The 13,587-nt window shown below is 56.2% G+C and carries 12 protein-coding genes and 3 tRNA genes; 12 read left to right on the top strand and 3 right to left on the bottom strand.

What is annotated here, in order from left to right; genetic code table 11:
* Positions 1–173 precede the first annotated feature (173 nt).
* Both hupB and DSM25558_RS02005 read left to right on the top strand, forming a co-directional pair.
* Complete coding sequence (hupB, locus tag DSM25558_RS02010; RefSeq protein WP_067652735.1) at positions 174–449, top strand: DNA-binding protein HupB; 276 nt, start codon at positions 174–176, stop codon at positions 447–449.
* 222 nt (positions 450–671) lie between these two features.
* Positions 672–2,870, top strand: coding sequence for an esterase-like activity of phytase family protein (locus tag DSM25558_RS02005; RefSeq protein WP_077101228.1), 2,199 nt, complete (start codon positions 672–674; stop codon positions 2,868–2,870).
* Between the two features lie 219 nt (positions 2,871–3,089).
* Here DSM25558_RS02005 and DSM25558_RS02000 read toward each other — a convergent pair whose 3' ends face one another.
* Both DSM25558_RS02000 and kdgD read right to left on the bottom strand, forming a co-directional pair.
* The gene (locus DSM25558_RS02000; protein ID WP_077101226.1) at positions 3,090–4,226 is read right to left on the bottom strand and encodes a mandelate racemase/muconate lactonizing enzyme family protein; all 1,137 of its coding nucleotides are present in this window, start codon (positions 4,224–4,226) and stop codon (positions 3,090–3,092) included.
* Positions 4,223–5,128, bottom strand: a complete 906-nt coding sequence (gene kdgD / locus DSM25558_RS01995; protein WP_077101491.1) for a 5-dehydro-4-deoxyglucarate dehydratase — start codon at positions 5,126–5,128, stop codon at positions 4,223–4,225. Before kdgD ends, DSM25558_RS02000 begins: the two co-directional genes overlap by 4 nt.
* A 293-nt stretch (positions 5,129–5,421) precedes the next feature.
* On the opposite strand from kdgD, the gene DSM25558_RS01990 reads away from it, so the two are divergent.
* Positions 5,422–6,222, top strand: coding sequence for an NAD-dependent epimerase/dehydratase family protein (locus tag DSM25558_RS01990; RefSeq protein WP_077101224.1), 801 nt, complete (start codon positions 5,422–5,424; stop codon positions 6,220–6,222).
* Between the two features lie 548 nt (positions 6,223–6,770).
* On the opposite strand, the gene DSM25558_RS01985 is transcribed toward DSM25558_RS01990, so the two are convergent.
* Positions 6,771–6,846 (bottom strand) — tRNA-Val (locus DSM25558_RS01985).
* A 551-nt stretch (positions 6,847–7,397) separates the two neighbouring features.
* Here DSM25558_RS01985 and DSM25558_RS01980 point away from each other — a divergent pair.
* The 9 genes from DSM25558_RS01980 to nuoF all read left to right on the top strand — a co-directional run bounded on the left by DSM25558_RS01980 (position 7,398) and on the right by nuoF (position 13,562).
* Positions 7,398–7,474 (top strand) — tRNA-Asp (locus DSM25558_RS01980).
* A gap of 43 nt (positions 7,475–7,517) precedes the next feature.
* Positions 7,518–7,594: transfer RNA gene (locus DSM25558_RS01975), tRNA-Asp, on the top strand.
* 509 nt (positions 7,595–8,103) lie between these two features.
* Complete coding sequence (locus DSM25558_RS01970) at positions 8,104–8,469, top strand: NADH-quinone oxidoreductase subunit A (protein WP_042619792.1); 366 nt, start codon at positions 8,104–8,106, stop codon at positions 8,467–8,469.
* Entirely contained in the window at positions 8,460–9,044 is a 585-nt protein-coding gene (locus tag DSM25558_RS01965; RefSeq protein WP_067652756.1) for a NuoB/complex I 20 kDa subunit family protein, read from the top strand. The genes DSM25558_RS01970 and DSM25558_RS01965 overlap by 10 nt, the downstream gene beginning before the upstream one ends.
* 17 nt (positions 9,045–9,061) lie before the next feature.
* Entirely contained in the window at positions 9,062–9,664 is a 603-nt protein-coding gene (locus DSM25558_RS01960; protein WP_077101222.1) for an NADH-quinone oxidoreductase subunit C, read from the top strand.
* Entirely contained in the window at positions 9,661–10,851 is a 1,191-nt protein-coding gene (locus tag DSM25558_RS01955; protein ID WP_077101220.1) for an NADH-quinone oxidoreductase subunit D, read from the top strand. The genes DSM25558_RS01960 and DSM25558_RS01955 overlap by 4 nt, the downstream gene beginning before the upstream one ends.
* Complete coding sequence (locus tag DSM25558_RS01950; RefSeq protein WP_077101218.1) at positions 10,851–11,105, top strand: hypothetical protein; 255 nt, start codon at positions 10,851–10,853, stop codon at positions 11,103–11,105. Before DSM25558_RS01955 ends, DSM25558_RS01950 begins: the two co-directional genes overlap by 1 nt.
* A gap of 16 nt (positions 11,106–11,121) precedes the next feature.
* Positions 11,122–12,246, top strand: a complete 1,125-nt coding sequence (locus tag DSM25558_RS01945; protein ID WP_077101216.1) for an NADH-quinone oxidoreductase subunit E — start codon at positions 11,122–11,124, stop codon at positions 12,244–12,246.
* An 11-nt stretch (positions 12,247–12,257) separates the two neighbouring features.
* On the top strand, positions 12,258–13,562 hold the full coding sequence (nuoF, locus tag DSM25558_RS01940; RefSeq protein ID WP_067652768.1) for an NADH-quinone oxidoreductase subunit NuoF: 1,305 nt from the start codon (positions 12,258–12,260) through the stop codon (positions 13,560–13,562).
* Positions 13,563–13,587: the final 25 nt, after the last annotated feature.

The following is a 13,587-nucleotide window of genomic DNA, read 5'->3' as shown; positions in this document are numbered from 1 at the left end:
TAGCACAAAATCGTCGAAAGGCTGGCAGAAATGCCAGCCTTTTTTGTGAAAAGAACTCTGGACCCCTTGTTTTTCAGGCCATTCCGGCGCTTTTGGGTGGCGGTGCGCGAATAGATAAGTATTCTGCGCCGATCCAATTTGAGTCGTTTCAAACCATTGAAAGGGGTGGAAACATGAACAAGAATGAGCTCGTTTCTGCAGTTGCCGAAAAGGCTGGTCTTACGAAGGCTGATGCCGCATCTGCGGTCGACGCAGTTTTCGAAACTGTACAGAACGAACTGAAGAGCGGTGGCGATATTCGTCTCGCTGGCTTCGGCAGCTTTACTGTCAGCCGTCGCGAAGCTTCGAAGGGTCGTAACCCATCCACCGGTGCAGAAGTCGATATTCCGGCTCGCAACGTACCAAAGTTCTCCGCAGGCAAGGGCCTGAAGGAAGCTGTAAACTCCTAAGTTTCAAGAGGCTGTTTGCCCGCGGCGGGCGAACGGTTTCGAGGTCTACGAGGAAAATTCGGCTGTTTGCGCAGTTTTGCGAAAGAACGCCGATGAAATGCGAAAAGCCCGGCTTCAAGCCGGGCTTTTTGTTTATCATCACCTTCTGATTGTCATTGGCCTGTCACGTCCATGTCGCAAAAGCCCCCTCATGCATTTTTCCAGTGCACTGAAGGGGACACCATGACATTTCGTTTTTCGAGTGCTGCGTTGACCGCAGCGCTTTTTGCTTCCGCCGCATTTCCCGTCGCCGCCGAACAGGTCTTCAACCGCGTCTCGTCGTTTCCAGTCGCGTTGAACCTTCCTGCCGATAAGGATGAGAAGACGACGACGTCTGCAGAAATCATCACGGCCAGCGAAGATGGCAATACGCTGATCTATTCCGACAGCCCGCTTGGCGGCATCGGTTTCGTTGACATCAAGGATGCAAAGGCTCCAAAGGCCCTTGGCGCGCTGATGATGGATGGCGAGCCGACCTCGGTTACGGTATCAGGTGGAAAAGCTCTGGCGGGCGTCAACACGTCTGAGAGCTTCGTGAAGCCGTCGGGTAAGCTGGTCACGGTCGATATCGCGACCAAGAAGATCGAGGCGAGCTGCGAACTCGGGGGTCAGCCGGACTCCGTTGCCGTTTCTCCGGATAAGAGCTTCGTTGCCATTGCCATCGAAAACGAGCGCGATGAAGAGGTCAATGACGGCGCACTTCCACAGATGCCCGCAGGCTTCCTCGTCACCATCGGACTGAAGGATGGCGCGCCGGATTGCTCGACGCTGAAGAAGATCGACGTCACCGGTCTTGCCGAAATCTCTCCTGAGGATCCAGAGCCGGAATTCGTCTCTATTAACGCCAATGGTGAGATTGCCCTGACGCTTCAGGAAAACAATCATATCGTCATCGTTGACGGCAAAAGCGGCAAGGTCACGAGCCATTTTTCCGCCGGTACGGTTGATCTGACAGGCATCGATACCAAGACCGATGGTCAGCTGAAGTTCACCGACAAGCAGGACGCGCGCAAGCGCGAGCCGGACGCCGTGAAGTGGCTGGACAACAACCGCATCGTCATCGCCAACGAGGGCGACTGGCAGGGCGGTTCGCGCGGCTTCACCATTTTCGACAAGACCGGCAAGCTGCTTTACGAAGCAGGCTCCTCCTTCGAGCATGCGGTTGCGGCCATCGGCCATTACCCGGAAAAGCGCTCAAAGGCGAAAGGTATCGAGCCTGAAGGCTTGGAAGCAGCAACATTCGGCAACGATAAGTATTTCTTCGTTCTAGCCGAGCGTGCATCTGTCGTCGGCGTTTACAAGGACACGGGCGGCGAGCCACAGCTGACACAGATACTTCCATCGGGCATTTCCCCTGAAGGTGCCGTCGCCATTCCATCGCGCAACCTACTGGTCACCGCCAACGAAGCCGATCTGGTGGAAGACGGTGCAGCACGCTCGCATGTCATGATCTATGAGCGTTCGGAAGGGCAGGCGGCTTACCCGCAACTCACCTCGGTCACAGTCGATGGTGCACCCATTGGCTGGGGCGCTCTGTCCGGCCTCGTGGGTGATGCGGAAAAGGACGGCATTCTCTATGCCATCTCCGACTCCGTCTACGGTAACCAGCCGTCGATCTATACGATCGACGCAACCAAGAAGCCTGCCGTCATTACCAGCGTCCTGCGCGTCAAGCGTGACGGTCAGCCAGCGCAGAAGCTGGATATGGAAGGCATCACGCTGGATGGCAAGGGCGGCTTCTGGGTCGCGTCCGAAGGCAACAGCGACAAGCTCGTTCCACATGCGCTTTACAACGTCACCGCCAAGGGTGAGATCAAGACCGAAATCGCTCTTCCTAAAGACCTGCTGGAAGGCGAAACCCGTTTCGGCTTTGAAGGCATTACCCTGATCGGCAAGGGCGATGACGCCACGCTGTGGATGGCCGTTCAGCGCGAATGGGGTAAGAACGAAAAGGGCATGGTCAAGCTGGTGTCCTACAATCTGAAGTCCAAGGAGTGGGGTGCCGTGCACTATCCGCTGGACAAGACCAAGGATGGTTGGGTCGGCCTGTCTGAAATCACCGCCCACGGCGACAATGTCTACATCGTGGAGCGTGACAACCTGATCGGCGACAAGGCAAAGATCAAGAAGCTGTACAGCGTCGCGATTGCCGACCTGAAGCCCGGCAAGATCGGCGGCGAGCTGCCGTTGGTCAAAAAGACCGAAGTCCACGACTTCCTCCCCGACCTCAAGGCTCAGACAAACGGCTACGTCGTAGACAAGCTGGAAGGTTTCGCCTTCGACAAGTCCGGCAAGGCATTTGCCGTGACCGATAATGATGGCGTGGATGATTCCTCTGGTGAGACGCTGTTCTTCCCGGTCGATCTGAAGGGTACGAACTAAGCTTAATAAGCTGCAAGGCTTATTTCTCCGTCATTCCGGCCTTGAGCCGGAATCCAGTTCGCCGCGTCTGCGGCGAGAAGGAGTCTTTGCACCGCAGACGCGGCGCAGGCTGGGTCCCGGATCAAGTCCGGGATGACGGAGTAGGAAGCATCCATCAAACAAAAAGCCGGGCGTCAGAGATGACGCCCGGCTTTTTATCGTGATCGCTTCACCCAGAGATCACGCGTCTTTCAAAACATACTGTTCCAACGCATCGCGGTTGATCTCGATGCCCAGCCCCGGACCATCCGGTATCTGAACCACGCCATCGACATGATCCAGCGGGCTGGTCAGCACGGCCTGGCGGTAGGGGTTTTCCGTGCGGTCGAACTCTAGAATCGGCGGGCGCGGATTGCGCCGGGCAGGGTCTGGCGGTAGGTAGGCCATGAATTGCAGGGCGGCGGCAATGGCCACGCCGGTTCCCCACACATGCGGAACAACGCGCACGCCGTAGAGCGTTGCGAGGTCGGCGATGCGTTTGGTTTCGGAAAAGCCGCCGCTGCCTGCAAGATCGGGCTGGAGAATGTCCACGGCACGGCTTTCCAGCGGGGCACGCATGCCGTAACGCCCGTGCCACGTTTCGCCACCGGCCACGGGAATGGGCTGACCGGCGCGAACAGCTTGATAGGCATCCAGCTGTTCGGGCACGACAGGCTCTTCGAACCAGTCGATACCAAGTGGTGCCAGCGCCTTGCCCACCTCGATGGCCTCGAGCGCGTCGTAACCGTGATTGGCGTCGATCATGATGCGGACATCAGGGCCAACCGCCTCGCGTGCGGCACGGATGACGGCAATATCTTCGGCCACATCGAAGCCGATCTTGATTTTGACCGCATGGAAACCCTGTTTGGCATAACCCGCAACTTCCGCTGCGACGTCAGACACCGCATCGACACCATCCTTGCGGAATGAGCCTGTGGCATAGGCCTGGACGCTTTCGCGGAAACGACCGCCCAGCAGGCGCGACACGGATGTGCCGAACCGCTTGCCCTTGATATCCCAAAGCGCGATATCGATGCCGCTGAGCGCCGTTATCGTCAGGCCGCGTTGACCTTGGTCACGCAGCAGGTTGTAGAGCTGATGCCAGATGATCTCGATATCGAGCGGGTCTTTGCCGATGAGGTGAGGGGTGTAGGCGGCCACAACGGCTGCATTCGGCTTTGCCGGACCGAGGCATTCGCCCCAGCCCACGGTGCCGTCATCGCATATGATCTCCACAAGGCAGTGGATGCGCCTGTCGAAGCGCATGGACGCGCTTTCGAAGGCGTGAGCCAGCTTGTAATCGAGCAGATGAGTGCGGACCGCCTCTATCTTCATGGCTTGTAAGGTCCAATCAGCGCTTCCATCATGCCCACTTCCTCTTCTGTGAGGTCTGTCAGCGGCGCGCGAACCGGACCCGCATCGAAGCCCATGAGGCGGACACCAGCCTTGATGGCGGAAACGGCGTAGCCCTTCTGGCGGTTGCGAATGTCCATGAAGGGGTAGAAGAAATCAATGAGAATGCGGTCCGTCGTTGCTCTGTCTCCGGCGCGCAGCGCCTTGTAGAACTCCTGCGCAAGCGCCGGCACGAAGTTGAACACGGCAGACGAATAGGTCGTCACGCCAGCACCCAGGTAAGCATCGGCAAACAGTTCAGCCGTCGGCATACCACCGAGGTAGGTCAATCGCTCGCCAACTGTCGCGGTGATCTTGCGCACCAGGCCGATATCGCCGGAGCCATCCTTGAAGCCGACCAGGTTCGGGCAACTGTCGCAAAGCTTCTGAAGTGTTTCAGCCGTCAGAATCGAGTTGTCACGGTTGTAGACCATGACGCCGATGGAGATGGAATCACACACAGCCTTGATGTGCGCATAGAGGCCAGCCTGCGAGGCATCCATCAGGTAATGCGGCAGAAGCAGAATGCCATCGGCACCTGCCTTTTCCGCGCTCTGGGCAATCTGAATGGCGATCTTGGTGCCATAACCACAGCCCGAAACGATGGGAACCGAGCCGGCGGCGGCCTTTGCAGCCTTCACGACCGTGCCGACCTCTTCAGGAGCAAGCGAGAAGAATTCACCCGTGCCGCCCGCAGCAAACAGAACGCTCGCATCGAAGCCGGAAAGCCAGCTGACGTGATCGAGATAGGGCTTTTCGTTGAATTCGCCGTCATTGCTGAAGGGTGTTACGGGGAAAGAGAGAAGGCCCGCACCGAGTGCAACCTTCAGTTCCTGTGGGTCCATAGCCATGAATTTCGTGTCTCCGATTGTTCGTTGCGGCGATAATATTCGAGATATTATCTTCGTCAAGAACTTATAATACAAGTTGGCTGAATTCGAACCAAAATTTCCGGCGGTGAGACCGTGCGGAGGTACGGCCTAAGGTCGAAAGTTAGGTCCGCAGCCATACGCTGGCTATCTGCAAAGACACTTGAAAAACTCAGCCATCATGACGTAGAGATACGATAACAGATGAATTTATGTATGACCACGAGTGAGCGCCGTTTCGGCGTTTGGCGTGGCGATGTGGAGGAAACATGCTGAAGACTTTGTTGTTGACGGGCGCTGCTGGCGGTGTGGGCCAGGCCATTCGCCCGCTGTTGAAGGACATGGCAGAGAGGATCGTGCTGTCCGATATGGTTGACGTGACCGACTTGGCCGCGCATGAGACCTTCATCAAATGCGATCTTTCGAACCGCGCCGAAGTCGATGCGGCTGTCGCCGGTGTCGATGGCATCATTCATCTTGGTGGCATTTCGGTTGAGCGCCCCTTCGAGCTTATCCTCAAGGGCAATATCGAAGGCGTTTACAATCTTTACGAGGCAGCGCGTCACAACTGCCAGCCACGGATCATATTCGCTAGTTCCAACCATACGATCGGTTTTTATCGCCGCGACGAGAAGCTCGACAGCACCTCGCCGGTGCGTCCTGATTCTCTTTACGGCGTCTCGAAGTGCTTCGGTGAAAATCTGGCGAGCTTTTATTTCGATAAGTTCGGGCAGGAAACTCTATCGGTGAGAATCGGTTCGCTGACTGAGGAGCCGAAGACGACACGCATGCTGGCAACGTGGCTGAGCGCTGCGGATTTCGTGTTGCTCTGCGCGCGTGGGTTCCAAGCGCCGCGTCTCGGCCACGCCGTGGTCTATGGCGCATCCGACAATCAGGAAAGCTGGTGGGATAACGGCAACACGGCCTTCCTGGGGTGGAAGCCACAGGATAGCTCGGCGAAGTGGCGCGCCGAGTTACTTGCGCAAGCGGGCAAAGAGGATCCGAAAGATCCAGCCCACATTTATCAAGGTGGCGGGTTCACCACCTACGGTCATCCAGCGGATGGTTGACGTCTACGTTTAACGCGTGGGGAGGGGCAGGGGACGTTCTACTTCTACTTATCCTGCCTCTCTGAGTCGTACTGTACCCAGCGGAAAAAGAAGTAGATTGGCAGCGCGATAAGCGCCAGCGTTACGATTGAGTTCGCAAACATGGTTCATCCCATCAAAACGCGACTTCATCATGAAGCCGACGCTATGATTATGGGAGATAATTTATTTAGAAATATTGAATCTAACGGGTAAAATCATGGGTTCAGCGCAGCACTTTGTCTCGAAAAAACGCAACGGCGCGACAAGTCAAAAATATCGTTAAGAGATCATTACTTTGTCCAAGCGGTGTTGCCGTTTTTTAAGTGCTTGAGCAGAACGAGTGACGGGAGGCGCTGCGGATGCAGTCATGGTACCGATGCGTCATCGGGTAGAACGCACGATCACTCATGCACTCTGCGATGAAGCCGAGTCGTCACTGATGACATGAGTGATCAGCACGCACACTCAGTCGTAAAAAACTGATGCCGAAGTAGCCGAATGGCACTATTTGAGGTTTTTTAAATGAATGGTGGGCGATGACGGACTCGAACCGCCGACATCCTCGGTGTAAACGAGGCGCTCTACCAACTGAGCTAATCGCCCTTCGCGTCTTGCAGATCGTGTCTGCCGCGTCGGTGGCCGTGATGTATTGGTATCGGAAAAAAACCGCAAGAGCTTTTGTGAAGTTTTTTTGTTTTTTTCGATTTTTATGAGAACTCGGTTTCGCGTCGAAGGCTTCTTGTCTGTCAGAAACCCAGGGAAACAGCCATTCTCTGTCGGTGGTGTTTTTGCATGACGGCAAGTTGGAGGAGGGGCTTCTTTGTGCGGTGCTCCCCATGTGTGGCCTTCAGAGTTCGAGACAATGAAGAGGGCCTTATTCGCGAATCCTCCAACGCAATGTGTCCTGTGCAGAGCGGATCACATATAATCTTCTGCGTCTGTGGATAAGTGCCTCGGCTTGGAGACAAAAAACTGAAATGGGAAAAGTACCGGGAAACCGGGCCTCTTCGCGTCTTTGTCAAATCAAAATGCTCAAGCTTATTCTTTTGTCGTGAAAGCTGCTTGACACCCCAACACGAACGTCTTAGTTAGCCGCTCAACGAACAGCCGAGGCGAGTTCGTAAGGCGGGTTTCGGCCAGTCTTTAGGGAATATGCGGGTGTAGCTCAGTTGGTTAGAGTGCCGGCCTGTCACGCCGGAGGTCGCGGGTTCGAGCCCCGTCACTCGCGCCATTCCTTCCTCGAAAACGACGGATCGCATGATCCGATATAATGCGCGGGTGTAGCTCAGTTGGTTAGAGTGCCGGCCTGTCACGCCGGAGGTCGCGGGTTCGAGCCCCGTCACTCGCGCCATTTTCTTCTGATAGCAGAAGCAAATGTCCTCCTTTCAAATCGCAATGGTTGCGTAAAAATCTCCAAAGCTTAGTTTTCACAAGTCCATATGCCGTGTTTTCTGCGCGACTTGTCGTCTCGCTTTGCTATAAACTATGCCCGCAAAGCACCTCTTCGGCATCGTTTCAGGTGGGCGATTTCTTGCGTCTTTGAGTCATGTTTTTCGAGTCGTTTTGGTCGGCTTCAAGCCGTTTTGAAGCGCAAAAATATGCGACAATTTGGTGGCGGCTGATACAGTCTGATTGCTCATATTTTTTAATGACTTAGCGCGATGAATCCTGGTGTTTTCGACGTTGTGTGCATATAATAGCGGCTGCTCCAAGTCACGTTTGGATCGAAATGACACTTAATCTCTTGCAGAGCGCGCTTGGCTGGGATAACCACTGCGGCGTTGCAACATAATTTTCGACCCTGCGGATTCTCGTTTCCAAAGGGGTATGCTCGACGCTCGGTCGAGTAAGGAAGAGACAATGACTGAACTCCTCAGTTCCTACATTCCGATCGCAATCTTCATTGGTATCGCGCTTGTCATCGGTCTGGCGCTGTTGATTGCGCCTTTCGCCGTTGCCTACAAGAACCCCGACCCTGAAAAGCTGTCCGCCTTCGAGTGCGGCTTCAATGCGTTCGACGACGCGCGCATGAAGTTCGACATTCGCTTCTATCTGGTGTCGATTCTGTTCATCATCTTCGATCTCGAAGTCGCGTTCCTGTTCCCGTGGGCTGTGTCCTTCGGTGAAATCGGCTGGTTCGGCTTCTGGTCCATGATGGTGTTCCTCGGCGTTCTCACCATCGGCTTTATCTACGAATGGAAGAAGGGGGCACTGGAATGGGCGTAGTTCACAACGACACGACGCTGGTCGCACCGAAGCCCAAGGGCATCGTCGATCCGTCCACCGGCAAGCCAGTTGGCAGCGATGACGCCTACTTCACCGAGATTAACGACGAACTCGCGGATAAGGGTTTTCTGGTCACGACGACCGATGACCTGATTACCTGGGCGCGCACCGGCTCGCTGATGTGGATGCAGTTCGGTCTTGCCTGCTGCGCCGTCGAAGGTCTGATGCAGGCCTCCGGTCCACGTTACGATATGGAGCGTTTCGGCGTTGCGCCACGCGCTTCACCACGTCAGTCGGACGTGATGATCGTTGCCGGTACGCTGACCAACAAGATGGCACCTGCGCTTCGCAAGGTCTATGACCAGATGCCGGAGCCGCGTTACGTCATCTCTATGGGTTCCTGCGCCAATGGCGGCGGTTATTACCACTATTCCTACGCCGTCGTTCGCGGTTGCGACCGTGTGGTTCCCGTCGATATCTACGTGCCGGGCTGTCCCCCCACTGCGGAAGCACTGCTTTATGGCGTGCTTCTGCTGCAGAAGAAGATCCGGCGTACCGGTACGATCGAGCGTTAAGGGCAGAGGACTTATAAATGAGCGAAGCTCTCAACGATCTCTCGGCCTATGTGAATGAAGTACGCGGTTCCCTGCTGGAATCGTCCGTCATTGCCTATGGCGAACTGACGCTGAACACGACACCGGACAATGTTTTAGCGCTGTTGACGTTCCTGCGTGACGATGTGCAGTGCGGTTTCGTCAACATCATCGACATCTGCGGTGTCGACTGGCCGCAACGCGAAAAGCGTTTCGATGTCGTCTATCACCTGTTGTCGCCACGCCAGAACCTGCGTGTTCGCATCAAGCTTCAGGCGGCAGAAGACGAAGCCGTGCCATCTGCGACATCTGTTTTTATCGGCGCGGAATGGTTCGAGCGCGAAGCCTGGGACATGTATGGCATTCCATTCGAAGGCCATTCCGACCTGCGTCGCATTCTGACTGACTACGGTTTTGAAGGTCATCCGCTGCGCAAGGATTTCCCGGTCACGGGCTTTGTGGAAGTGCGCTATGATGACGTGCTGAAGCGCGTTCTCTACGAGCCGGTCGAGCTGAAGCAGGAATTCCGTAATTTCGACTTTCTCTCCCCTTGGGAAGGAACAGACTATGTTCTTCCGGGCGATGAAAAGGCCAAGCCATGACAGAGCATAACGTTCGCAATTTTACGATCAACTTCGGCCCGGAACATCCGTCCGCGCACGGCGTGTTGCGTCTCGTCCTCGAACTCGACGGCGAAGTCGTTGAGCGCGTCGATCCGCATATCGGCCTGTTGCACCGTGGCACCGAAAAGCTGATCGAGACCAAGACCTATCTTCAGGCTTTGCCGTATTTCGACCGTCTCGATTACGTTGCGCCGATGAACCAGGAGCATGCTTTCTCGCTCGCTGTGGAAAAGCTTCTCGGTCTGGAAATTCCGATGCGTGGTCAGTTGATCCGTGTTCTGTTCTCGGAAATCGGCCGCATCCTGTCGCACATCATGAACGTTACGACGCAGGCTATGGACGTAGGCGCAATGACGCCGCCGGTCTGGGGCTTCGAAGAGCGTGAAAAACTCATGGTGTTTTATGAGCGCGCTTCGGGTGCACGTCTGCACGCAGCCTATTTCCGTCCAGGTGGCGTCCATCAGGACCTGCCGCCTGAGCTGGTCGATGATATCGGCAAGTGGTGCGATCCGTTCATCACCTTCCTCGACAATGTCGAGGGACTGTTGACCGACAACCGTATTTACAAGCAGCGTAACGTCGATATCGGCGTCGTTTCGCTCGAAGATGCGTTCGCATGGGGCTTTACCGGCGTCATGGTTCGCGGTTCGGGCGCTGCCTGGGACTTGCGCCGTGCGCAGCCTTACGAGTGCTATTCCGATCTCGAATTCGACATTCCCGTCGGCAAGAATGGCGATTGCTACGACCGGTATCTGATCCGCATGCAGGAAATGCGCGAATCGATCAAGATCATGAAGCAGTGCGTCGAGCTTTTGCAGGGCAAGCACCGCATCGGTGCTGTGTCGTCGCTCGATGGCAAGGTCGTTCCGCCAAAGCGTGGCGAGATGAAGCGTTCGATGGAAGCCTTGATTCACCACTTCAAGCTCTACACCGAAGGTTATCACGTTCCAGCCGGGGAAGTGTATGCGGCCGTCGAAGCGCCGAAGGGCGAGTTCGGCGTCTATGTGGTCGCGGATGGTTCGAACAAGCCTTACCGTTGCAAGATTCGCGCTCCGGGTTTCGCGCATCTGGCGGCCATGGACTTCCTTTGCAAAGGCCATCAGCTTGCCGACGTGACGGCTGTTCTCGGCTCTCTGGACATCGTGTTCGGGGAGGTCGACCGCTGATGCGTTTGCCGCTGGCCATATCGGCTTTTGTTGCCGCGACCGCACCCGTTTTCGCCCAGACGGCGGATGACGGCGTGTCTTCGAAGGCAGGCGGCGGTTCATCATCTGTCAAACAACTTCTGTCACAGGGATACGAGATAAAATCCTCGCTTCCCAATGGCGGAAAATTCATTGTGTTCATGCAAAAAGACAAAACGGCCTATGCCTGCGAATTCGTCACGGTGACGAAATCGCGGTGCGAGTCGTTAAACTGATGGGGCGTGAGGAAGTATGTCCGTTCGTCGACTAGCCGAAGATCAGGTCCAGCCCACGGGTTTCGCGTTTAACGCGGACAACACCGCATGGGCGGAAAAAACGATCCAGAAGTATCCTGAAGGGCGTCAGCAATCCGCGGTCATTCCGCTGTTGATGCGTGCGCAGGAGCAGGACGGCTGGGTCACCCGCGCCTGTATCGAGAAGATCGCCGACATGCTGGATATGGCTTATATCCGCGTGCTTGAAGTTGCGACCTTCTATACGCAATTCCAGCTGAAGCCGGTTGGCACCAGAGCACACATTCAGGTCTGTGGTACTACGCCCTGCATGTTGCGTGGTTCCGAAGCGCTGATGGATGTCTGTCGCCACAAGATCCACCATGATCCACTGACACCCAATGAGAGCGGTACGCTGTCTTGGGAAGAGGTTGAATGTCAGGGTGCCTGCGTCAACGCGCCGATGGTCATCATCTTCAAGGATGCCTATGAAGACCTGACGCCAGAGCGTCTGGAAGAGATCATCGACACGTTTGAGGCCGGCAAGGGCGACACCGTCAAGCCAGGTCCGCAAATCGACCGCCATCTGTCGGCACCGATCGGTCCTCTCACCACGCTGACGGAAGAGACGAAGCCGGATCGCTCCAATCTCGACAAGCCAGCCGAAGCCCCTGCGACGGCGGTTCCAGCAGCGACACCTGCACCTGCGCCATCCGAAGCTGCAAAGCCTAAAACGACGGCAGCCGAGTCGGATGCGAAGTTGAAGACACCGGTCACGGACCCCAAGGCTTCTGAAGACAACGCCAAGGATGCCGCGAAAGAAGGGTCTGGCGAGGTGAAAACCGCGCCGAAGCCATCGCTGGAAGACAAGAACCGTCCGGCCAAGATCGAGCGTCCCGCAAAGGCTGACGATCTGAAGCTGATTTCCGGTGTTGGCCCGAAAATCGAGACGACGCTCAACGAGCTCGGCATCTTCACCTACATGCAGGTTGCTGGCTGGTCCGCCGAGGAACGTGAGTGGGTGGACGGTTATCTGAATTTCAAGGGTCGTATCGATCGCGATGATTGGGTACGTCAGGCCGAGGCGCTCGCCAAGGGTGGCGAAGCCGAATACATCAGGGTCTTCGGCAAGAAGCCGCGGTAAAGAGGTCAAGCATGTTAAAAGATCAAGATCGCATCTTTACCAATCTCTATGGCCTCAAAGACACGTCTCTGAAGGGCGTGTTGGCGCGCGGCCATTGGGATGGCACAAAGCAGATCATCGAAAAGGGCCGTGACTGGATCATCAACGAAATGAAGGCATCCGGCCTTCGTGGTCGTGGTGGTGCGGGCTTCCCGACAGGCCTCAAATGGTCCTTCATGCCGAAGGAAAGCGACGGCCGTCCACATTACCTCGTCGTCAATGCCGACGAATCCGAGCCCGGCACCTGTAAGGACCGCGAAATTCTGCGCCACGATCCGCACACGCTGATCGAAGGCTGCGTGATCGCTGGTTTCGCCATGAGCGCGCATACCGCTTACATCTATGTTCGCGGCGAATATATGCGCGAACGCGAAGCGCTTCAGGCGGCAATCGACGAATGCTATGACGCCGGTCTGTTGGGTAAGAACAACAAGAACGGTTGGGATTTCGATATCTACGTTCACCACGGCGCAGGTGCATATATCTGCGGCGAGGAAACGGCGCTTCTCGAAAGCCTCGAAGGCAAGAAGGGCCAGCCACGCCTCAAGCCTCCGTTCCCGGCCAATATGGGCCTCTATGGTTGCCCAACGACCGTTAACAACGTCGAATCCATCGCCGTTGCGCCGACCATCCTGCGTCGCGGTGCGTCGTGGTTCTCCTCTATCGGTCGTCCAAACAATGTCGGCACCAAGCTGTTCATGGTCTCGGGCCATGTCGAGCGTCCGTGCACCTTCGAAGATGCGCTGGGTCTGTCCTTCAAGGAACTGATCGAGCGTCATTGCGGTGGGATACGTGGCGGCTGGGACAATCTGCTCGGCGTCATTCCAGGCGGCGCATCGTGCCCAATCGTTCGCGGTGAGGACATGAAGGATGCCATCATGGACTTCGACGGCATGCGCGAAGTGAAGTCGTCCTTCGGGACCGGCGGCATGATCGTCATGGACAAGTCCACCGACGTCATCAAGGCCATCGCCCGCATCGCGGCCTTCTTCAAGCATGAGAGCTGCGGCCAGTGCACGCCTTGCCGTGAAGGCACGGGCTGGATGTGGCGCGTTCTGGAACGCATGGTCAAGGGCAACGCGCAGAAGCGCGAAATCGATATGCTGTTCGAAGTGACGAAGCAGATCGAAGGTCACACCATCTGTGCGCTGGGTGATGCGGCTGCATGGCCGGTTCAGGCGCTGATCCGCAATTTCCGTCCGGAAATCGAAAAGCGGATCGACGAATATACCTACAGGGCCATGGATGATGGCGCTGTGCTTGAGGCTGCCGAGTAACACTGGCGGAGTAACACCGGAAGGG

It is taken from the genome of Agrobacterium sp. DSM 25558, from assembly GCF_900100825.1.
Classification (GTDB): Bacteria; Pseudomonadota; Alphaproteobacteria; order Rhizobiales; family Rhizobiaceae; genus Agrobacterium.
Note: the sequence above shows the minus strand (reverse complement) of the source record. Positions and strands in the feature narration are given on the sequence as shown.